The organism is Streptomyces sp. NPDC048442, from assembly GCF_040651475.1.
Lineage (GTDB): Bacteria > Actinomycetota > Actinomycetes > Streptomycetales > Streptomycetaceae > Streptomyces.
In genome coordinates this window covers 26,633-47,867 of record NZ_JBEZKB010000014.1, presented here as the reverse complement: position 1 = coordinate 47,867, position 21,235 = coordinate 26,633, and the positions used below count along the sequence as shown (strand labels likewise).

Genomic DNA, 21,235 nt, shown 5'->3' with positions numbered 1-21,235 from the left:
GACGGGCCCAGCAGGGAGCTGCCCACGCCCCCGGACATCCGAGATGACCACGTAGTTGCTGCTCAACGACCGTGTCGCATTGCCAACCACACGTCAGACAGGGCCTGTTGCAGTGCGTTGCCCTCTGCTGCGTCGGTGTCGGTGTCGGAATCCCATGGTCTCCGGCCCTGCAGATGATCAGCATCTCGGCTTCGGGCCGGGAGGCCTGGGATGTGGTGCGTCAGCCGCTGATCCGTGCACAGACGCCGGTTCTCATCGATGCCGATTTGCTCTTTGAGGACGCTCCCGGGTTTCCGGGGCCGACGACCGTGGTGCGTATCGGCAGGCTCCCGTCGTACCCGGGTCATTCGATTGGATCACGCGTTCAAGCGCGGGATCTCGCCGTGTGCGGCGGCCAGTCGCTGCTGTCGCCGATGCGCTCGCCACGCCGAGCGGCGGGGCGAGTTGGTGCAAGGCCAGGTTCGTGCCAGTACGCGGTCACCAGTAGCACCCGGTCCTCCAGCGGCAGCCGCCACGGCCGGCCCTGGCGTACGGGGTCCGCCCACTCGCGACGCGGCTCGGGCACCCACCTTGAACTTGGTCCGCTCGTACCCGGCGCGGGACTCTTCTGCCACCGGCTGTGCCTTCCACGCATACCCATAACCGCCGCGCAGGCGGCACCCGCACGCGGGCCTTGGGGGCGCGGGGCAACTTCCTCACCATGTGTGCGCAGGCCCGTGAGTGCGGCCGCGGTCATCAGGGTGCTGCGTACGCGCATCGCGTCCCGCCCCTCCGAAGATCACGGACTTGTCGTGATCCTCGCATCGAAGGGCATGGTGGTAACTGGGTGCAATGGCAGGGGAGTTGGCCCACCAGGGGGGTGACCGTGATGACCGGCCCGCTGGTCCGACGTCCCGCGGTCCGGCCTGCGGGACACGGTGGCCGAGGCGAGGCCAGCAGGGTGCTGGAGGCTGGATGCCGGGCCAGGGTGCCGTCCCGGCAGTACGCCGGCCCCGTGAATCACGTCACAGAGAAAACACACGTCCCGTGGGCAACTGTCGCAATTGACCGCGTTCGTTCAGGCACGTGTCGGTCGGCGGCCCCGGAGGGCGCGAATTTTCCCTTCTCCGGCCCGTCCCCCGGTCGTACGATCACGGAACCGCCGTCCGCGTGAGACACCACTCCGCAACGGCGTCCCCACTCTCTTGCTTTCTTCTTCCCTCGGGGTCTCTGCGACCGGAGACCCCCTTCCCAGAAAAGGGCCCGCGTGAAGATACGCCGCATGCTCGCGACGGCCGTTGCCGCCGCCGTCACCACGCCCGTGCTGCTCCTGTCGGCCACCTCCGCGTTCGCCGCGGACACGGTGCCGGCCGGTCAGGCGCAGGACCAGAAGCCGAAGCCGACCCCGGCCGAGCTGGAGAAGCTCAAGAAGGCCGCCGACGAGGCGAAGACGGCGTACGACACCGCCGTCACCAAGCATGCGGCGGCGCAGAAGTACGCCGACGACTACCTGAAGGACGACAGCCCCGCGCGGAAGCATCTGGCCGAACTGAAGAAGGAGGCCAAGGACGCGGAAGCCGCGTCGGACGCGGCAGACGCGGTGCTGAAGACGGCCCAGGAGGATCTGGCCAAGCTGCCCGCGGACGCCCCCGAGGCGGATGTCATCAAGGCCAAGGATGCCGTCACGAAGGCGCAGGGGAAGGCCGACCTCGCCGCCAAGGCCGAGATGGAAGCGAAGCGGACCCTCGCGTTCACCGAAGGCGGCCTCTACAAGGGGTACATGGACGCCAAGATGAAAGCCGACACCGCGGCCGGCGAGGTGACCAAGGCGAAGAAGACGTACGACGACGCGGTCAAGGCGTACGACAAGGCCAAGGCGCAGGCCGGTATTCCGGACCCGACGAAGCCTCCGGTCGACCCCACCAAGCCCCCGGTGGACCCCACGAAGCCTCCGGTCGACCCGACCAAGCCGCCCGTCGACGATGACTGCAAGGTCGACGCGAAGCTCAGCACCGCGCTGGTCGGCCTGCCGTCCAAGGTCGTCGCCGGTACGACGGTGAACTTCACCCTGCGCGTCACCAACGGCACGGGCAAGAAGATCGACGAGGTCAAGCCGTTCGCCGTGGTCTAAGGCGGCAGCAAGAGCGACTTCAACGACATCAGCGGCATGCTGCACCTGCAGGCCGCAGCCGCCGGCTCCTCCGACTGGAAGGACGTCAAGGAGGCCGAGTACGCGGGCACCGTCACCAACCTGGACGCCGGTAAGTCCGCCGACCTGAAGCTGCGCCTCACGGTCGACAAGAAGGCCCCGGCCGCCGACGGCATCGCCTTCGCGGCCGGAGAATACTTCAACGAGGACGGCTCCTGCGGTGGCAACGAGCTGAAGGATTATCAGTTCTCGATCCTCGCCGTGGGCAGCAACCCCGGACAGGTCCCGGACTCCAAGCCCACCCCGGTCACGGACGCCTCCAACGTGCCGGTCCCGCAGGGCAATGCCCACACCACGCCGGTCACCACCGACGCGGGAAACCTCGCCGCGACGGGTTCCTCGGGCACCACGCAGGTCGCCCTCGCGGCGGGCGCGGCGATCGTACTCGGTGCGGGCGCGATGGTCGTCGTACGCCGCCGGAAGGCGAGCCAGCAGGCCTGACCTGGCCTGAGCCGAGCCAGCAGGCTTGACCGGGCCTGAGCCGAGCTACTGGCACGGTTGCTGCACACGCCCGAGTTGCCGTTCCCTGATCTCCGGGTTCGCATGGGGGTCCCCGAGGACTGGATGTCACGCCGTGCCGCCAGTCCTCGGGAACGTCCCGGCGGTTCGCGTCCGGGGCCTGCCGCCGCAGATTGTGGTCGCGGGGCAGCAGTACGGGCTCCCCGCCGTCCGGGCCCTGGAGGCAGGCACGGGCGTCCCCGTACCGGGCGAGCGTGACCGGCTTGCCCGGCGCCACAACGACCAGGACCGCGACCGCCCCCACACCAGGGGCACCCGGGCACTGGGCTTCGGCGGCGCACAACCAGTGCGGCGCCCGCAAAGCCACGGGCTACGAGCAGCCGGGCCTCCACCGGCGCCGCTGGCCGGTCGTTGCCCTGCCGGCTGCGCACGCACCAGCCTGCCGGCTGCGCACGCACCAGGGAGAGTGCCTCTTCGGTGCGACCCGAGCTCTTCAGTAACTCCGCGCCCACGTGTCTCGGCACAGTCCCACACCCCCGCTCGTCCCGCGCGGATCGTGCGGGCGGCCTCGACGACAATGCCCCCCAACTTTGGCGGAAGGTTGGGGAATGCAGCCGGGGCGCCGGGGGTGCGAGGTCGGGCAGACAGATGAGTAGGAGTACGGATGCAGCGGGGCTGCCGATGTTGATGGGGTGGGGCCCATGAAGACGACGCAGAACCATGTGACGCGGCTCCCTGCCTTCCACAAGACCTGGTGGAAGGCGCCCCTCGTGGCCTCTGTGCTGGGTCTTCCGCTGCTCGCGATGGAGTACAGCGTGATCCGGGCCCACGACGGCATGGGCCAATACGGATTCGTGATCTATGGGGCCCTGTCCCTTCTTGCCCTCGCCTGGGCCCTGCCCCACCGCCGGTCCGTGCGGACGTACCGCACAGTGGCGGCTTCGCTCGCGCTCGGGTGCGTGTTTCTGCCCCTCCTGTTTGCGCTGCTGCTGTGGGCGGCACTGGCCTGAAGCTGAGCCGTGAGAAGCGTTCGAACTGAGCACCTGGCCAGCCACGGCGTAGAGGTACGCACTCGCGGCCACTCACGTCGTGGACTGCAGGGCGCTTCACGCGCCCCCTTCTCTCGGTTCGTACTGGCGGTGCCGTGCGGTCCAGCTGCCGCCTGCGACTGTCTGCCCCGCCGGCTCAGGTGCCACGGGATCAGAAACCAGTCCTTGTAGGGCAACGATCCGGTCCGGTCACGGCCGGATCCGTGCGGTAAGGCGTGCCTTCGCTCCGGGCCATTCGTCGGCGAGCAGCGAGAAGTAGACGGAATCGCGCCACGTGCCGTCCGGGCGGCGGCGGTGGCGCCGCAGCGTGCCCTCGCGCTGGGCGCCGAGGCGGGCGATGGCGGCCTGGGAGCGTTCGTTCATGTGGTCCGTCTTGAGCTGCACTCGTCCCATGCCGAGGTCCTCGAAGGCGTGGCCGAGCAGGAGGAGCTTGCACTCCGTGTTGACGGCGGTGCGCCAGTACGCGCGTCCGTACCAGGTCCAGCCGATCTCCAGCCGTTCGTCCTCCACGGCGATGTCCCTGTACGTGGTCCAGCCGACGGCCCGGCCGCTTTCCAGGTGGATGACCGCGAACGCGACGGACTCCCCGCGCCCGGCCTCCTCCAGCACGGCGCGGAGCTGCTGTGCCAGCTCGTCCTCGGTCTGCGGGGCGGGGCCGCCCTGCCACCGCCAGACCTCCTCGTCCTGGCCGCCCGCCAGGAAGAGGTCGCCGAGGTGATGCTCGGTCAGCGGTTCGAGGCGCACGTGGCGGCCGGTGAGCGTGAGGGGCTGCGGAGTCTTTGCGGGCATGATCCGTAACGTAACCAAGGATTGATCTAGATTCAAGACCTTATTGCTCTAGTGCAATATGCGGGAGGTGGGGGCCCGCCCTCTTTCGAGGGTCCTGAGGTCGATGCGGGGAGCGGCGTCAGGACCGGCGCACGGATCCTCACCGAGGTCGGTGACGGCAGTACCTTCCCGACTGCCGGCCACCTCGCCGCCTACGCGGGGCTCGCCCCCACGACCCTCCGTTCCGGGTCCTCGATACGTTGGAGGGAAACTCTGTGCGGTCGTGCCAGACCTGAGCGAAGGCGACCAGAAGGTTCCACGAGGCGGTTGCATGCAACTCGGTCTCTGCCGCCCGCTCAAGCGGAGCGGATCGATGGAAGCGCAGCGCCATGATCTGTTTGAGTGCGGCCAGACGCAGAGCCATGGCCGCGCGTCTGGCTTCGCCTTGAAGCAGGAGCGGGTCGGGGATGCGTCCCCACACGAAACTGCGGCCAACAAGCCTGTTTGCCTGGTGCGGCGCTTACTGGCCCCCGCGTACGGCCATGCTTCAGCGGTTCCGTCGAAGGCGATCCGCACCTGGTCATACCTGTATCGGGCATCGCGCACTGGCTGTTCAGCCCGACACGCTTGTCTCCGGCTCGATCAGGCCCTCGCGGTATGCGATGCCGACGGCTTCGGTACGGCTCGCGGCACCCAACTTGGCGAGGATGTGGGAGACATGGACGCTTGCCGTCTTGCCACTGATGTACAACTCTTCGCCGATCTGACGGTTGGTGCGCCCCCGGCCGAGCAGCCGCAGTACCTCGCTCTCCCGGGTGGTCAGGTCGGAGATCCGCTCCCCGGCGGCCGGCGCGTCGGCGAGACGGCCGCGTCGTACCAAGGCATCGAGCGCCTCCCGCAGCGGTACGGCGCCGAGCTGCACGGCCGTGTCCCGGGCCGCATACGCCTGCTCGGCCGCTTCGTTCCGGCGGCCGGCGGTGAGCAGGGCCTCCGCGAGCCGCCTTCGGCACCGGGCGAGTTCGTATGGTTCGCCGTAGCCGAACGCTGTCACGGCCCGCTCCCAGGCGGCGACATCCGGGCCGGTGGCGGCGCGCACTCCCTCGGCCTGGGCGCGGGCCAGCCAGGCCAGGCCCTCGGGTCCCTGCTCAGTGCCGTCCTCGTGGGCCGCCGTGGTCCGGGCCAGCTCTACGAGCTCGGCCGCAGTGTCCGTCCAGCGACTGGTGCTCGGCACGTCACCGGCCAGGCGGGACTCCTCCGCCGCGTCCGCGACGGCCGACAGGCCGAGCGCGGCCAGCCGGACCACGGCGTCGGGCCTGTCGGTAGGCGTGCCCTCCGTGAGTGCGTCGACCGCGGCGCTCAACTGCCGTACACAGTCCTCGGCATCGCCACGCAGCGCCGCGGCGTCGATGAGCACGATGCTCGCGACGAGCGAGGCCATCCAGTCCGGAGGGCCGTCCAGCAGTGCCCGGGAGCCACCGACCGCCACGTCGAACTCACCGCGCGCCAGGGCGACATACAGTGCGGGTGCGGTCGCGAACCCTGGCTTGGCCGTGAGCAGGGCGACATCGTCGGCGGCCGCCCGTGTGCACTCGTCCCAGCGACCCAGCGTGTAGAGCAGCAGGGACTGCAGATAGTGCAACTCCACGGCGTACGGCGAGGAGAGGAGGCCGGCCCGGCGGGCACGGTCGAGCCCTTCGCCGACCCAGGACAGGCACTGGTCCATCTCGCCGCACTCGTAGCAACCGAGCGCCAGGTTGTACAGCGCCCGCATTTCCACCTGGAGATTCCCGGCGGTGCGGGCCAGCTCACGGGCTCCGAGGAGCCGTTGCCGACCCTGCTCAGTACGCCGGTTGGGTGCCTCAAGACCGACCAGCGAAATCACCAGATCGGCCTGGGCGTCAGCCAGCCGGAGCCGCTCGGCGATGTACAGGGCCTGCCGGGCGACGCGTTCGGCTTCCTCGACACGGCCCACGGAACGGGCGGCCATGACATGGGTCGCGGCCGCCCACACCCAGGTGCGCGAGGGCGGCTCGGCCGGGATCAGCCCGAGTGCCTCGCTGCTGTACGCGAACGCGGCCTCCAGATTGTCGATCCGCATCAGGTTGCCCGCGAGGGTGTAGCGCACTCGGGCGGCGAGTTCGGAGTCGGCCTCCGAGCCGGCCCGCGCGAGCGCGGAACGGGCGAGCTGGACCGCGCGATGGGGATCCCCGGCGTGTGCGGCGGCGGCCGAGGCACGCAGGGTGAGAGTGACCGGGTCGCTGTGCTCGGGGTGCGCGGACGCGTCGACCACGGCCAGAAGTTCGAGCGCGGCCTCCAGGTGGCGCAGTTCTTCGGCAGGTGCACGGAGGTGCTGGGCGTGGTCGGCGGCTTCGAGGGAGGCTGCCAGCGCGTCGGCCAGGTCGTGGCTCGCGCGTGAGTGATGGGCCCGCTCCGCCGCGCTGTTCGCCGAACGGCCCTCGCCGGCGAGGATCGCAGCGAACACCCCGTGCAGTCTGACCCGTTCGCCGGGCAACAGATCCGCGTACACGGCCTCGCGGGTGAGGGCGTGCCGGAAGGAGTACGTCGCGGCGTCGTCGGTCACCAGCAGTTGGTGACCCACTGCCTCGCGCAGCGCCGATTCCAGCTCCTCCTGCGGCAGTTGCACGGCGTCGCGCAGCAGGTCGTGTCCTACCCGCCGCCCTGCCACAGCCGCCGTGCGCAGGACCTGCTGGGCAGTCTCGGACAGCTGCTCGATCCGGATGAGCAGGACGTCGGCCAGGCCGCTGGGCATGGCCGAGTCCGCTCCCTCGTCGCCCTCGGGCAGCGCGGCGAGCAACTCCTCGGCGTAGAAGGCGTTGCCCTCGGCGCGGTCGACGATGCGGCGGACCGCACTGTCGGAGACGGGGCCCGTGCGTTGCGCGTACACGAGCCGGGCCACGTCCGCGTCGGCCAGCGGGCGCAGTTCCAGCCGGTCGACGGCGGGCAGCCTGACCAGCTCGGCGAGCAGAGGCCGCAGCGGGTGACGGCGGTGCAGGTCGTCCGTGCGGTACGAGGCGAAGAGCGCGAGCCGGTGGGGCTGCCCGCTGGGCGTGGGTCGTTGCAGGACACCCCGGCTCAGCAGAAAGCGGAGCAGGTCACGGGACGACTGGTCCGCCCAGTGGAGATCCTCGATGACCAGGAGAAGCGGAGTCAGGATCGTCAGGTCCGCGAGGAGGCCGGCGATACCCTCGAAAAGCTGGAGGCGGCCGCCGGCGTCGGGCACGGGACCTGCCCCCGCTGCGGTGCCCATCAGGCGCTGCACCGCGGGGTACGCGGCGAAGGCCGGGGCGAGCCGTTCGTCGGCGGCGGCTGCGCCGAGGATCTCCGTGAACGGGAGATAGGGCAGGCCGACGTCCCCGAGGTCCACGCAGTGGCCGGTCAGTACGGTCATGCCCGTGGTGGCGGCGTGCGCCGCGGCCACGGTCAATGTGCGGGTCTTGCCGACACCGGCGTCCCCGGCCACGAGGACGACGCGCGGGTCGCCGGCCACGGCCCGCTCCAGCACGCCGGTGAGACGGGTGAGTTCGTTTGCCCGGCCGACGAACGGTGTATCGATTATCTGGGCCACAGGTCCATCCAAGCACGCCGTACCAGTACCCCCTCTTGCAGAACCTGGGGAATGGCACGATCCGCACGATCCGCACGAACGGCTCGGACCGCGGAGACCGTCGTGTACGAGCGCCCGCCCCCGGGGACGGGCGCCGCGATGACAGCCGCTGACAGGCTGACAGACCGACAGCGGGCTTGCTGTGCGTGGCGAGAGAGTCTTCGCGCTGTTCTCGCCGCGGTCGTACCTCGTGCCTCGCGGGCTACTGGCCCGTTACGCGGCGGATCCAGGCGAGCTCCTGGAAGATCTCCCCGGCCTCGGCGAACTCCTCCCGGTCGGAGCCGTTGAAGACGCCGAGGAGGACTTCCTCGCCCTGCGGGGCGATGCTCATCACCGGGCCGCCCGAGTCGCCCCCGGCGGGAATCCCGGACACCTTCTGCATGCAGAAGTCCGTGCCGCTGGGACCGGTGCTGCGCGCGCACCGGGGGTCGCCGGAACGTACCACCTTCAGGTCCGACTGCTTGAGCACGGGGGACTGGCACGTGCCCTCGTCATTTTCGCAGGTGGCGCCCCAGCCGTACTGGCGGACGGCCTGTCCGGCGCGGACGCCGGTGGTCGCCGGGCGCGCGGTGCGGATCTTCATCGGCGGCACCTTGACGAGCATCATGTCGGCCCGCGCGCTGTCCGCACGCTTGCCGGGCACCGGGCGGACGGTGGTGCCCTTGCGCATGTCGAGATTGCCGACCTTGAAGGCGATCCGCTTGTCGGCGATCGGCTGTCCCTGCTCGAAGAAGCAGTGCGCGGCGGTCAGGATCCACTGATCGCTGACGGCGGTCCCGGTGCAGGCCGGCTGGCCGTCGAGGAGCATCCGCACTGCCCACGGGCCGTATGTGCTCTTCGATCCGCCGATGACCGCGGAAGCCGGAGTGGACGACACGACCAGCCCCGTCACCATCAGGAGGGCAGTCAATAGCAGTGCACGCACGCGACGCACCATCCGGAACAACTCCATTCATCGGGGCTCAGCTGTACGGACGGTCAGACAGCCCCCAAGGGGAGTTGGTTCCGCGAAGAGGCCAATTTCCGCAGTTCAGTACGGAATCGGGCAGCCCACTGGCTGATCTGCCCCCCCGAGCCTTTGCGGCGTCAGATGCGGCCGGTCTCGTGGGCCCACATGGCGACCTCGACGCGGTTTCGGGCGCCGAGCTTTCGCATGAGGCTGGCGAGGTGGGCCTTGACGGTGCTTGGGGTGATGTGAAGCGCGCCGGCGATCTCATTGTTGGTGCGGCCTTGGGCTACCGGCACGAGGACTTCCTCCTCACGGGCGGTGAGCGGTTCTGTCGGCTGCCTCGGTGGTGAGGTCTGCGCGTGGGCGAACGCTGCGAGCAGTCGGACAGTCACGCTGGGTGCGATCAGTGCGTCTCCGGCGGCGGCGGCGTGGATGGCCTGGGTCAGCAGGGCGGGTCCGGCGTCCTTGAGCAGGAACCCGCGGGCGCCGGCTTTGAGCGCCCCGTGGACATACTCGTCGAGGTCGAAGGTGGTGATGACCACGATCGGCAGGGGATCGGTGACGCTGGGGCCGGCCAGGCGTCGGGTGGCTTCGATGCCGTCCATCAGCGGCATGCGGATGTCGAACAGGCCGACGTCGGGGCGCAGCTGGAGCGCCAGGCGGACTGCCTCGCGTCCGTCGGCGGCCGCGCCGACCACTTCGATGTCCGGCTGGGCGTCGAGCAGCATCGTCAGCCCGGTGCGCACGATGGGCTGATCATCGGCGATGAGGACCCTGATGCTCATCGTGGCGTCCCGGTTCGAGGCAGGACCGCCTCCACCCGCCAGCCCCGCTCGGCGGCGGGGCCTGCGTGGAAGGTGCCGCCGAGCAGTGAGGCGCGTTCCCGCATGCCCACCAGGCCGTAGCCCGCTGGGGCGCGGCCGCCGGCGGCGGAGCCGTCGTCGTCGATGGTCAGCCGTACCCGGTCGGCGTCGCCTGTGACGGCGACGGTGACCCGGGTCGCGTGGCGGGCGTGCCGCCGAGCGTTGGTGATGGACTCCTGGGCCAGGCGGTAGACCGCGGCCCCGACCGCCGGGCTGAGGTCGTCGAACTCGCCGGACAGCGTCACCTCGACGCAGGGACGCGTCTGGCCATCGGTGGCGAGCTGCTCGACCTCGGCCACGCCGGGCTGCGGCGCGAACTCGGTGTCCTGTGTGGCGCGGAGCACGCCGACGATGGCGCGCAGCTCGGTGAGGGTGCGGGTCGCCGCGTCCTCGATGATGGCCAGGGCCTCGATGGCACGCTCGGGGTGGGAGGCCGCGATGGCACGTCCTGCCTGGGCCTGGATGGCGATGCCCGAGACGTGGTGGGCGACGGTGTCGTGGAGTTCACGAGCGAGCTGTTCGCGTTCGCGGGCCTTGGCTTGGTCGATGTCGCGGGTGAGGATCTTCGTGTGATAACGGATCGCGGCGCCGAGCGCGGCGGCGAACAGGAAGAACCCGTAGGACGCGACCGAATCCGCCAGGCTGGTGGTGTCGGCGACGTTGGTGAGGGCCAGCCAGAGCAGGATGACGCCGAGGCCGCCTGCGGCTTCCCGACCGGAGCCCCACCGGAACAGGGCGTAGGCCAGGATCAGCGCCGCGGAGATGCTGTTCGGCAGGGCGCCTTGCGACCCGGTGAGGATTCTGACGATGTCGACGAACGTCAACGTGCCGAAGGAGACCGCAACCGCGACGAGCGGGTGCGTGCGTCGGCACAGCAGGGGGCCGAGGACCGCGAGCACCACGAGGAGCAGCAGCGGGCGTGGCGCCAGGTCCTGGCGAAGCGTCACTTCCAGCAGGGGCCAGCAGATCAGTACTGCGACCAAGGCCCAGTCCCGCGGCTTCCGGCCCGGGGCATTGGCGGGTCGAGGTTCGGCCCACAGCGAGCGGAGTGCGTTGGTGGCCATCCGATCAGCCTAGGCGGCCCGCCTGCTCGGTGTATCCGCCGAAAGTACAAGAGCCCGGCTGTGCCAACGGCCAGGTCGCATCAGGCTCTGCGGCTGATGTGCCCGCCGCCGGCAACCGTGAAGGTGGAGGCATCCACCCCATCAAGCCAGGGAGCATTGTGATGAGGACGCCTCAATCCCCTACCGCACGAGAGAATCCGCCGTCCCGGAGCACGCTGGAAGATCTGCGCATGCCCGTGCAGGCCAAGCTCGCAGCAGCATGGACCAGCTTCATGTTCCTCTACCTCTACGTCGACTACCTCGCCCTGTACAAGCCCGGTTTCGTCGACGACATCCTGGCCGGCACCGTCCACGAGTTCGACATCGGTCCCACCTTTGTCGCCCTTGCCCTCGCGCTCATGGCTGTCCCGATCCTCATGATCCTGCTCTCCGCGACCCTGCCCGCCCGTGTCAACCGCACCCTCAACCTCGTCGTAGCCACGCTCTACCTCCCCGTCTCGATGTACAACGCGGTAGGGGAGTCCTGGACCTACTTCTCCTTCTACGGCCTCTCCATCGGACTCGAGGTGCTGCTCCTGGCCTTCATCCTGCGCTCCGCCTGGACCTGGCCACGCCGCACCGCATCACCGGCGGCCCTGGCAGCCGACCTCGACAGCGAGCCACTCCGCAGGCCGCAGCAGACGTGACTGCCCGCCCCGCGCCCGACCATCCTTCGCTCGCGCCACCCGCGGGCACGGTCCATTCAGCGGTGACCTGACGGTCATGCCGGTGTGCCGATGCTCCAGGGATCGCCCAGAAAGGCGTCGCGCAGGGCTGTGAAGACCTCGACGCCGTGGGCTTGGGCCGTGGCGATGCAGGACATGTTTGCCTGGGTCATGCCCCCAAGTCCCCCGTTACGGGTAGGCATTCGGCGAGCAGGTCGACGACGTCGCGCCAGGCGCGCCGCGCGTGCTGTGGGTGGTAGCCGACGCCGGGGACCGTGGGGTGGTCGACCGTCGGGTGGTGGAAGGCGTGCAATGCGCCGCCGTAGACCGTGAGGCGCCAGTCGATGCCCGCGGCCTGCATCCCGGCGGTGAACGCGTTCCGTTGCGCGGGCGACATGATCGGGTCTTCCGATCCGACCCCGGCCCACACCGGGCAGCGGATGTGCGCCGCCTCGCCCGGCCGGCCCGTGGTAGTTGCGTTGACTGTCCCGATCGCGCGCAGGTTGACGCCGTCGCGCCCGAGTTCCAGCCCGATGGCGCCCCCGGTGCCGTAGCCGATGGCAGCGATCCGGTCGGGGTCGGTCCGTGGTTCGGCGCGCAACACGTCGAGTGCCGCGTGGCCGATGCCGCGCATCCGGTCGGGGTCGGCGAGCAGCGGCATGCAACGGGCCAGCATCTCCTCGGGGTCGCCCAAATAGCGCCCGCCGTGAAGGTCGAAGGCCAGCGCTACGTAACCCAGCTCGGCGAGAGCGTCAGCCCGGCGGCGTTCGACGTCGCTGAGCCCCATGCCCTCCGGTCCGAGCAGCACCGCGGGCCGGCGGTCGACACCGGCCGGGAGAGCGAGGTGTCCGACCATCGTCAAACCGTCGGCCGGATACTCGACCGGACGCGTCGTCATCGTCGTCATGAGACTGGACTGTAGTGATCGTCGAGCCGGGTCCGACCGGTGTTTTGCTGCTGGCTGAACAGCGCGGGTATCCCTCAGACGCTCACGTACGCCTCGCCCTCGGCGCCTTTGGCGAGATCGTCGTCCGCCTTGCTGGCTGACACCCCCGCCCGCCCCGTGAGCGCGGAAACTTCCTGCTGAAGGGGCATTGAGGGGCGCTCCACGTGGAAGGCGTGGTTCATGAGGCACGAGACACGAGAGGAGGCCAGTGATGGACTGGACACTCGGCGAGGAATTCGAGACGCCCGAAGGGGTGGTGCGGTGGGGGGCCATGGGGAGGGGAGACCCGATCGTGCTGGTGCACGGAACGCCGTACTCTTCCTTCCTCTGGCGTGACATCGCTCCGGCGCTCGCCCGTACCCGCAAAGTCTTCTTCTTCGACCATCTCGGCTTCGGCCAGTCGGATCAGCGCAAGGGCCAGGACCTCAGCCTGGCGGCTCACGCGAGGAACTTCGCCGGCCTCCTCGACCACTGGGAGCTGTCCCGCCCCAGCGTCGTCGCCCACGACATCGGCGGGGCGGTGGCGCTTCGGACGTTGCTGCTGGAGGGGAGGGGCTACCGGGACCTGACCCTCTTCGACGCGGTGAGCGGCGGCGAGTGGGAGCGAGGACTCTTCCAGCTCTTTCTGGAGCACAGGGAGGTTTTCGAGAAGTTTCCGGACTACGCGCACGAGGCGCTGGTCGCCGGCCACCTGCGGCACGCCACGCACGCCGGCTTCCGGCCGGGAGTTCTCGATGCGTTCCTCGCACCGTGGCGGGGGGAGTCGGGCCAGGCCGCGTTCTACCGTCAGTACACCCAGATCAGGCAGGCGGACACCCTCGCGTATGAGCACTTGCTGGGCGGCATGTCGCTTCCGGTACGGCTCGTCTGGGGCCGTGAGGACCGCATTCTCCCTCCGCAGTACGCCGAGTGGTTGCACGAGCGTCTTCCGCATGCCGAACTGCACTGGATCGAGGACGCCGGCCACCTCTTGCAGGAAGACGCACCGGCCCAGCTGCTGGCTTGCCTGACAGCAGAATTCCCCTCGGACTGAGCTTGACTCTGTGGGCAATCCTGGAGTTTTTCAGTGGGTCGGCAAAGAACTCGCTCTCATCACTGCACAGTTGGGGCAGGCCCGGGGCGGGCTGGAGCCGGAGGCCGAGGCGCAGGGCGGTGAGCAGGCGCCGTCGCCGTACGCCGGTACGGAACGGCGGGTGGTGGGGGTGTTGACCGTGCCGAAGTGGCAGGAAGCAGTGCAGGCCGGCCGGCGTCCGACGGTTTCCGGTGCGGACGGAAGTCCGCGTCCGTGGTGGGAGGCGGGTCACGGTCGCTTGCCGGCCTGCCTGTTCGGGCTCGTACGGGTGGCGGCCTGGGCGACGGTGCTCCGTCGGTCAAGTGACCGCGCGTTCGCGGCTTGCCCGGGTCCAGGACAAGAGTCTCTTTGCGTCCCAGGTGTTCACCACACGTTCGGCGGGCACCCCGCATTCCTCCGCCCGCGCGCACCCGATCACCTGCCAGTCCAGCTGCCCGGGGGCATGTGCGTCGGTGTTCACGGCGAACAGGGTTCCTGCCTCCACCGCCTTGCGGATCAGGCGGCGGGGTGGGTCGAGCCGTTCCGGGCGGCTGCTGATTTCCACGGCCGTTCCCGCCGCTGCACACGCCGCGAACACCGCGTCCGCGTCGAATTCGGACTCGGGCCTGCCCCGGCCCGTGATCAGGCGCCCGGTGCAGTGGCCCAGCACATCGGCCTGCGGGTTGCTGACGGCGGCCACCATGCGGCGGGTCATCGCCGGCGCGTCCATCCGCAGCTTGGAGTGGACCGACACCACGACCACGTCGAGCCGGTCGAGCAGTTCCGGTTCCTGGTCGAGGGCGCCGTCGTCGAGGATGTCGCACTCGATGCCCGTCAGCAGGCGAAAGGGTGCCCACCGGGCGTTCAGCTCCGCCACGAGGTCCAGCTGTCCGGCCAGCCGCTCGGGTGACAGGCCGTGGGCCACGGTCAGCCGGGGCGAGTGGTCGGTGAGCACGGCCCAGTCATGTCCTACATCCCGCGCCGCGCGACCCATCTCCTCTACGGGACTGCCGCCGTCCGACCAGTCGGAGTGCAGGTGGCAGTCGCCCTTCAACAGGGCGCGCAGACGATTGCCGGCGCCACCCTCGACGAGCGGAGTCCGGGCCTCTCTTTCGAGGCGTTCCACATAGGCGGGCACCTCGCCGGCCAGGGCCTCCATGATCACGCCGGCGGTCTTGGGGCCGATGCCCTTGAGCGATTCCAGGGCCCCGTGCGCCGTACGCTCGGCCAGCTCGGAGGGTGTCAGCTCGCGAACCACCGCTGCGGCGGTGCGGAACGCCCGCACCCGGTACGTCGGGGCGCGATGGCGTTCCAGCAGGAACGCGATGCGCTCCAGGGCCTCCACGGGCTCCATCGCCACCTCCGGCCGCTTTCGGGGCACCCACGCCTTGTCGCACTTCCAGGCTCCCCCGGTACGCACCGTTCGGCACCTCAGCCTCACCTCGGCTTGGCCACCCGTGATCCCTGCCGCCGCAGCCGCCGCTACCCGTGGTGCGACACCGGCCACCGGCGGCGCACACCCGAGCCGACGGCAGGGTGAAACAGGGTGGCGGTCCGAGAACCCCTGTCACCTCGCCCTCGGCCCCTCTTGTCCGAGCAGCCGTCTCATCAGCTCCGCAGCCGTCACCGAGGCGGTTGCGCAGCAGTTGTTGAACAGGACGTGGACCTGCCCGGTCCGTGCGGCGAGCGCTTCGACGCGCGCCACCCAGGGGAGCAGTTCGGCCTCCGTGTAGTGGTGCCGGTAGCTGTCCTCCTTGCTGCCGGCTCCCCACTGCGGGCTGCGCCCGTGGAACCGTACGACCGCGAGGTCCCCGGCCGTCGCCTCCGCCACCGGGGGCAGCGAGGAAGGCAGGCCCTGCGCGGTGTCGACGGCCACCAGCGGCAGGCCCCGCTGCCTCAGGAACGCGAGGGTGCCGGGCAGTGTGTCCGGCGCGTACCAGCCGGGGTGGCGCAACTCCACGCTGATCGGCACGTCGAGGCGTTCGCGGCACTCGTCGAGATACGCCAGCGAGCGGATCTCCGGGCCGAACCACGGGGGGAACTGGAACAGCACGCTCCCCAGCCGCCCGGCGTCGCGCAGCGGAGTGAGTCCGGTGCGGAACAACCGCCACACCTCGTCGACCACCTCCGGCGGAAGGTCCCGCCTGCGGACCCGGGTCGCGCCCCGCGCCACGTGCCGCAGTTCCGGGGGGAGCGCCGCGGTGCGGGCGCTGTGGCCGGTGAGCAGGGCGAAAGCCTTGACGTCGAAGACGAAGCCGCCCGGGGTCCGCTCGGCCCACAGGCCGGCCACGCGCTCGGTGGGCAGCGCGTAGAAACTGCTGTCCACCTCGGCCAGGGGGAACTGGGTGGCGTAGTGCCGCAGCCGGCCCTCCGCGCCTCGGGAGCCCGGCGGGTACCAGCCGCTGGAGACCAGGGCAGGGTCGGTCCAGGAACAGGCGCCGACGGCTACGTTCGCCGTGTTCGCGGCAGTGATGTCGCCTCCCGAGGGTGGTGAGGAGTACGAGTAGGTGTTCCCGACACGGGTACCTCGCAGGCCCCGGGCGAAGCGGCAGGAGAGCAAAGGAATTCCCGATGGCGGGCCAGCAGCAGTACGCCCCCATGCAGTTCTCGGTGCCGGTGGCCCCCGCAGCAGCGAAAACCAGAGGGCCGCACCGGCCGCCCACGGTCCGACGGGCGGGCGTTCTCCGTGGGCGAGACTCGGCTCGCAGGTACCCAGGTGCCCACGGCCGCGTTCTTCGCGTTCCCCACTTACACCGCCGCCACCGACGACGGCGACCGCCTCACACCGCTCGCCCAGATCGTGCTGCTGGTCCTGATCGGATGCTTCATCGGCACGCGGCCCACAGCGTCGTCGTGCCGCCCATGCGCCGCCGCAGCGCCGACGGGCGGACCCGACCGACGTCCTCAACGCCCGGCGAGGGCGAGCATGCGTACGGCGCAGGACAGCGTCAGAGGCGGAGCACCTGCGCGGGGCCCTTGCCGAAGAGGCCGTCCGGCGCGAACCGCAGTGAACATGCGTACAGGAACCGGGCCCGGAGAGTGTGCTCCCGCCAACTCCGGGTGCTCGTCCCCACCACATGCCTGCTCATGCCGCGTCGCCCGTACGCGAGGACGGCACCGGCTGCGTCGGCGGCCGAGGTGTTTCGCGGCGGCGCAGCATTTTCGCGCGCTCCTTCTCGTCGGTCCCGCCCCACACGCCTGTCCGCTGACGGGTCTCCAGCGCCCAGTCCAGGCATTGCGCCCGCACGGGACAGCGCGCGCACACCTTCTTGGCGTCCCCCGTCTGCGCCGCTCCTGGCCCCAAAGCGCTGACCGGGAAGAAGAGTTCGGGGTCCACCTCCGCGCACGCCGCGTCCTGCGTCCACCACTCCATTGCCCGCACTCCTGTCCTGCTCGACAGCTCGTTGACGACCCCGTCCGTACCGGGTGACCCACCTCGTGGCGCGTAAACAGGGCCGCCCCCACGGTCCTCGGCCTCACCGTGCTGCACGAGAAGGTCACCCGGGCGCAGGCGGTCGGCCTGGGCAGTCTCACCTCTGAGCTGCGGATTTCCGTTCGTACGTATGAATCCGGCCATGCGAGGAAGCCGACCAGGGTGCCCCGGGACATGACTGCCCGAAGGACATGACTGCCCGAAAGACATGACTGGAGGAGAACCGTTGAATCACGGAACCGATCCCAAGAACATCTTCGTGATCGGCCTCGACGAGGCCAACCTCCCCACCCTGCGTGCCGTCCCGCACTCCGACGAGTACCGCTTCCACCCCTTGCTGACCATCGAGGAACTCCAGTCGGGCGAGGTGTCCGTACCGGACCTGATCGGCAGGGCGACCCGCGTCCTGGACGCCTTCGACGGCAGTGTCGACGCGATCGTCGGCTACTGGGACTTCCCCGTCAGCACCCTCGTCCCGATCCTCGGCGAGCGTTACGGCACCCTCAGCACCAGCCTCGAATCCGTTGTCAAGTGCGAGCACAAGTACTGGAGCCGCCTGGAGCAGGAAAGGGTCGTCCAGGAGCACCCGAAGTTCGGCCAGGTGGACCTCTCCGCCGACGAGCCGTCCGTGCCCGAGGGGATGAGCTTCCCGATGTGGGTCAAACCGGCCCTCTCGTACTCCTCCGAGCTGGCCTTCGGCGTCAAGGACCAGCAGGAGTTCCGCGAGGCCGTCGCCGAGATACGCCAGGGCGTCTCCCGCGTGGGCCGGCCCTTCGAGTACGTGCTCGACAGGCTCGACCTGCCGCCGGAGATGGCCGGCGTCGGCGGCCAGGTCTGTCTCGCCGAGGAGACCCTGACCGGGGTCCAGGTCGCGGTCGAGGGATACGTGCACAACGGCGAGATCACCGTCTACGGCGTCCTGGACTCCATCAACTATCCCGACTCCTCCAGCTTCCTGCGCCACCAGTACCCCTCCGCGCTGCCCGAGCCGGTGATCCGCCGCCTGCACGACGTCTCCACGCGGGTGATCGGGCAGATCGGCATGGACGCCGCGACCTTCAGCATCGAGTACTTCTACGACCCACGGACGGACGCGCTCAATGTTCTGGAGATCAACCCGCGGCACTCGCAGGCGCACGCCGAGCTCTTCGCGTACGTCGACGGAGTCCCCAACCACCACTGCATGCTCAGCCTCGCACTGGGCCGCGACCCCCAACTGCCCCACCGCGCAGGCCCGTTCAAGGTTGCCGCGAAGTGGTACTACCGGTGGTTCGCCGACGGTACGGTGCGCCGGACGCCCCGCCCCGAGGACATCGAGCGCATCGAGCGGGAGATTTCGGGCGTACGGATCGACGTCGTGCCCGAGGAGGGGCAGCGGCTCTCCGACAGCGAGCAGCAGGACAGTTACAGCTACGAGGTCGCCCACATCTTCACCGGCGGCGACAGCGAGGAAGACATCCGGGCCAAGTACGACCGCGCGGTCGCGGCCCTCGGTCTGGACCTCGCGGGCACCGCGTCCGGCGGCTGGGAAGCGAAGAATGCCTGACCCGGCCGGCACGTGCCAGCGAAAGGAGCTGCCCCACCCCATGCGCCACGTCAGCAACCTGCCCCACACCGTCAAGGAGGAGGAGCACGTCCTCGTCCCCGTCCGGGACGGCACCCGCCTCTCCGCCCGTATCTGGCGTCCCGTCTCCTGCGACGAAGAGCCGGTCCCCGCGGTGCTGGAGTACATCCCGTACCGCAAGCGCGACCTGTCCGCCGTGCGTGACTCCATCCACCACCCGTACCTCGCCGGGCACGGCTACGCCTGCGTGCGCGTCGACCTGCGGGGCACCGGCGAGTCCGAGGGCGTGCTCGCCGACGAGTACCTGGAACAGGAACAGACCGACGCACTGGACGTCCTCGCCTGGCTCGCCGAACAGCCGTGGTGCGACGGGAACACCGGCATGATGGGCATCTCCTGGGGCGCCTTCGCCGCACTCCAGACCGCCGCACGTCGCCCGCCGAGCCTGCGCGCCGTCGTCCTCGCGTCGTTCACCGACGACCGCTACGCCGACGACATGCACTACATGGGCGGCACCATGCTCTCCGACAACCTCGCCGAGGCGGGCACCATGTTCGCCTACGCCACCTGCCCGCCGGACCCGGCCCTCGTCGGGGAACGCTGGCGCGACATGTGGCACGAGCGGATGGAGAACACCCGCCCCTGGATACTGAACTGGCTCCGCCACCAGCGCCGCGACGACTACTGGCGGCACGCCTCCGTCTGCGAGGACTACACGGCTGTGCAGGTCCCGGTGCTCGCCTCCAGCGGCTGGGCGGACGGCTACTCCAACGCCGTCACCCGCGTCCTGGAACACCTCGACGTACCGCGCAAGGGCCTGATCGGCCCGTGGTCCCACAAGTACCCGCACCTGGGCGAGCCAGGGCCCGCCATCGGCTACCTCCAGGAAGTCGTCCGCTGGTGGGACCACTGGCTCAAGGGTGTGGAGAACGGTGTCATGGACGGGCCGATGCTCCAGGCCTGGATGCAGGACAGCGTGCCGCCCTCCACCTCGTACGAGGAGCGTCCCGGCCGCTGGGTCGGCGAACCCTCCTGGCCCTCGCCGCACATCACCCCGGTCAGCCACCGGCTGTTGCGCCACCGGATCGCCGCAGAGGAGGCCTCGGAGACCGCCGGGGGACCCATGACCGTCCGATCCCCGCTCTCCGTCGGTCAGTTCGCCGGAAAGTGGGCGTCGTACAACGCCCCGCCGGACCTGCCCTACGACCAGCGCGAGGAGGACGGCGGATCCCTCGTCTTCGATACGGAACCACTGGCCGAGCCCGTCGAGATCCTCGGCACTCCCACCGTCGAACTCGACCTCACCGTCAGCGAACCCGTCGCCACGGTCGCCGCCCGCCTCTCCGACGTCGCCCCCGACGGCAGCGCCACCCGTGTCACGTACGGCCTCCTCAACCTCACCCACCGTGCGGGCACCGGCTCTCCGGAACCGCTCGAACCAGGCCGCCGTTACCGCGCCACCGTCCAACTCAACGGCGTGGCCCAGGCGTTCCCGCCCGGCCACCGCATCCGCCTTTCGCTCTCCACCTCCTACTGGCCGCTGGCCTGGCCGGCCCCCCGCCCCGCCCTGCTGAGCGTGTACGAGGGCACCAGCACGCTCACCCTGCCGGTACGCCCCACCGCCGAACCCGACGAACTGCCCCAGCAGCCCTTCGGGGAACCCGAGGGCTGCCCCCCGCTCGCCTCCACCCGCATCTCCCCGCCGGAGGAGCGCTGGGAGGTCCGCCGCGACCTCATCGGGTACGGATCCGCACTGGAGATCGTCAAGGACCGGGGCACCGTACGCATCGACGACATCGGCCTCGACACCGGTCTGCGCGCCGAGGAGCGCTACACCGCCACCGCCGACGACTTCACCTCCGTAGCCGGCGAAACGGCCTGGACCATGCGCTTCGGACGCGGGGACTGGGACGTTCGGGTGGAGACCAGGACCGAACTGCGTTGCACCGAGACGGAGTTCCACGTCGATGCGACTCTCGACGGCTACGAGGGTGACCGTCGCGTGTTCTCCCGGACCTGGAACGAGACCCTGCCGCGGGACTCCCTGTGAGGGCAGCCGGCCTGTCACGGCAGTCGGCGGCCCAAGTCAGCAACCCCAGCTCGCAGCGGTGCTGCCGCGTGACCGAGGTCGCCGCTCTCGCACCGACCGACCCCGTGCTCGCGTCCGAGGGGCGGGTGGGGGAGCCCACCGCGGACGCGAACGGCGTACTCGGCGGGCTGCTGATCGGCCGGCTGCGGGGCCGGCAGTTCTTCCGGCCCCGCTCATCGGTGCTGCGGCTCTCCACGCACCGCGAGGGCTTCGTCGCGGTGGGCGCCACCTTCCTCTCGTACGGGATGACCGAACTGGCGGGGGCGGGGGGCTACGGCTTCCTCGCGGTGTTCACGACCGCGTGCACGATCCGGGCCGCCGAGCGGGCGCGCGGCTTCCACAACGTGCCGCACGACTTCGTGTCCTGCTGGGAGCCTTCACTGCGACGGGCGGCCGCACCGCCCTGACCTGGCAGTGCGCCCTCACCGCGCTGGCGGTACTGCTGGTGATCAGGCCACCACCCTCCCGGCGGACCAGTCTCCA

The 21,235-nt window shown here is 70.1% G+C and carries 17 protein-coding genes and 3 pseudogenes; 9 read left to right on the top strand and 11 right to left on the bottom strand.

Annotated elements, in window-relative coordinates; translation table 11 throughout:
- Positions 1-408: 408 nt before the first annotated feature.
- A pseudogene (locus tag AB0D18_RS21655) lies at positions 409-553 on the bottom strand (IS5/IS1182 family transposase); the annotation flags it as partial.
- Between the two features lie 693 nt (positions 554-1,246).
- On the opposite strand from AB0D18_RS21655, the gene AB0D18_RS21650 reads away from it, so the two are divergent.
- From AB0D18_RS21650 to AB0D18_RS21640, 3 genes are all read left to right on the top strand, one after another.
- Positions 1,247-2,110 (top strand): hypothetical protein, encoded by an 864-nt coding sequence (locus AB0D18_RS21650; RefSeq protein WP_362420823.1) that lies wholly within the window; start codon positions 1,247-1,249, stop codon positions 2,108-2,110.
- A gap of 36 nt (positions 2,111-2,146) precedes the next feature.
- Positions 2,147-2,629, top strand: a complete 483-nt coding sequence (locus AB0D18_RS21645; protein ID WP_362420820.1) for an LPXTG cell wall anchor domain-containing protein — start codon at positions 2,147-2,149, stop codon at positions 2,627-2,629.
- 719 nt (positions 2,630-3,348) lie between these two features.
- Positions 3,349-3,657: a hypothetical protein gene (locus AB0D18_RS21640; RefSeq protein WP_362420817.1), complete on the top strand. Its 309-nt coding sequence runs from the start codon at positions 3,349-3,351 to the stop codon at positions 3,655-3,657.
- 228 nt (positions 3,658-3,885) lie between these two features.
- On the opposite strand, the gene AB0D18_RS21635 is transcribed toward AB0D18_RS21640, so the two are convergent.
- Positions 3,886-4,485 (bottom strand): GNAT family protein, encoded by a 600-nt coding sequence (locus tag AB0D18_RS21635; RefSeq protein WP_362420814.1) that lies wholly within the window; start codon positions 4,483-4,485, stop codon positions 3,886-3,888.
- A 79-nt stretch (positions 4,486-4,564) separates the two neighbouring features.
- Here AB0D18_RS21635 and AB0D18_RS21630 point away from each other — a divergent pair.
- Positions 4,565-4,725: pseudogene (locus tag AB0D18_RS21630) on the top strand (transposase); the annotation flags it as partial.
- A 352-nt stretch (positions 4,726-5,077) separates the two neighbouring features.
- Here the strand turns inward: AB0D18_RS21630 and AB0D18_RS21625 are convergent.
- The 4 genes from AB0D18_RS21625 to AB0D18_RS21610 form a co-directional block, all read right to left on the bottom strand.
- Entirely contained in the window at positions 5,078-8,050 is a 2,973-nt protein-coding gene (locus AB0D18_RS21625) for an AAA family ATPase (protein ID WP_362420811.1), read from the bottom strand.
- Between the two features lie 241 nt (positions 8,051-8,291).
- Positions 8,292-9,026 (bottom strand): trypsin-like serine protease, encoded by a 735-nt coding sequence (locus tag AB0D18_RS21620; RefSeq protein WP_362420808.1) that lies wholly within the window; start codon positions 9,024-9,026, stop codon positions 8,292-8,294.
- Positions 9,027-9,175: 149 nt separating this feature from the next.
- A complete protein-coding gene (locus AB0D18_RS21615) occupies positions 9,176-9,823 on the bottom strand; it encodes a response regulator transcription factor (RefSeq protein ID WP_362420805.1) in 648 nt (215 codons plus the stop codon).
- Positions 9,820-10,965: a histidine kinase gene (locus tag AB0D18_RS21610; RefSeq protein ID WP_362420802.1), complete on the bottom strand. Its 1,146-nt coding sequence runs from the start codon at positions 10,963-10,965 to the stop codon at positions 9,820-9,822. The genes AB0D18_RS21615 and AB0D18_RS21610 overlap by 4 nt, the downstream gene beginning before the upstream one ends.
- A gap of 230 nt (positions 10,966-11,195) precedes the next feature.
- Between AB0D18_RS21610 and AB0D18_RS21605 the strand changes: the two genes are divergently transcribed.
- On the top strand, positions 11,196-11,651 hold the full coding sequence (locus AB0D18_RS21605; protein WP_362420799.1) for a DUF6326 family protein: 456 nt from the start codon (positions 11,196-11,198) through the stop codon (positions 11,649-11,651).
- Positions 11,652-11,838: 187 nt separating this feature from the next.
- Here the strand turns inward: AB0D18_RS21605 and AB0D18_RS21600 are convergent, their stop codons facing one another.
- A complete protein-coding gene (locus tag AB0D18_RS21600; RefSeq protein ID WP_362420796.1) occupies positions 11,839-12,576 on the bottom strand; it encodes a dienelactone hydrolase family protein in 738 nt (245 codons plus the stop codon).
- Between the two features lie 250 nt (positions 12,577-12,826).
- Here AB0D18_RS21600 and AB0D18_RS21595 point away from each other — a divergent pair, with 250 nt between their 5' ends.
- On the top strand, positions 12,827-13,648 hold the full coding sequence (locus tag AB0D18_RS21595; protein ID WP_362420793.1) for an alpha/beta hydrolase: 822 nt from the start codon (positions 12,827-12,829) through the stop codon (positions 13,646-13,648).
- 337 nt (positions 13,649-13,985) lie between these two features.
- Here AB0D18_RS21595 and AB0D18_RS21590 read toward each other — a convergent pair whose 3' ends face one another.
- The 4 genes from AB0D18_RS21590 to AB0D18_RS21575 form a co-directional block, all read right to left on the bottom strand.
- A complete protein-coding gene (locus tag AB0D18_RS21590) occupies positions 13,986-15,020 on the bottom strand; it encodes a PHP domain-containing protein (protein WP_362421144.1) in 1,035 nt (344 codons plus the stop codon).
- Positions 15,021-15,233: 213 nt separating this feature from the next.
- Positions 15,234-16,226 carry a DUF72 domain-containing protein gene (locus AB0D18_RS21585; protein WP_362420790.1) on the bottom strand — a complete coding sequence of 331 codons (993 nt, stop codon included), beginning with the start codon at positions 16,224-16,226 and terminating at the stop codon, positions 15,234-15,236.
- A 388-nt stretch (positions 16,227-16,614) separates the two neighbouring features.
- On the bottom strand, positions 16,615-16,755 hold the full coding sequence (locus tag AB0D18_RS21580; RefSeq protein ID WP_362420787.1) for a hypothetical protein: 141 nt from the start codon (positions 16,753-16,755) through the stop codon (positions 16,615-16,617).
- Positions 16,752-17,039 (bottom strand): WhiB family transcriptional regulator, encoded by a 288-nt coding sequence (locus AB0D18_RS21575; protein ID WP_362421142.1) that lies wholly within the window; start codon positions 17,037-17,039, stop codon positions 16,752-16,754. Before AB0D18_RS21575 ends, AB0D18_RS21580 begins: the two co-directional genes overlap by 4 nt.
- A 286-nt stretch (positions 17,040-17,325) precedes the next feature.
- On the opposite strand from AB0D18_RS21575, the gene AB0D18_RS21570 reads away from it, so the two are divergent.
- The 3 genes and pseudogenes from AB0D18_RS21570 to AB0D18_RS21560 form a co-directional block, all read left to right on the top strand.
- On the top strand, positions 17,326-18,645 hold the full coding sequence (locus AB0D18_RS21570; protein WP_362420784.1) for an ATP-grasp domain-containing protein: 1,320 nt from the start codon (positions 17,326-17,328) through the stop codon (positions 18,643-18,645).
- Between the two features lie 40 nt (positions 18,646-18,685).
- Positions 18,686-20,713 (top strand): CocE/NonD family hydrolase, encoded by a 2,028-nt coding sequence (locus AB0D18_RS21565; RefSeq protein ID WP_362420781.1) that lies wholly within the window; start codon positions 18,686-18,688, stop codon positions 20,711-20,713.
- A gap of 80 nt (positions 20,714-20,793) precedes the next feature.
- A pseudogene (locus AB0D18_RS21560) lies at positions 20,794-21,209 on the top strand (hypothetical protein); the annotation flags it as partial.
- Between the last annotated feature and the right edge of the window lie 26 nt (positions 21,210-21,235).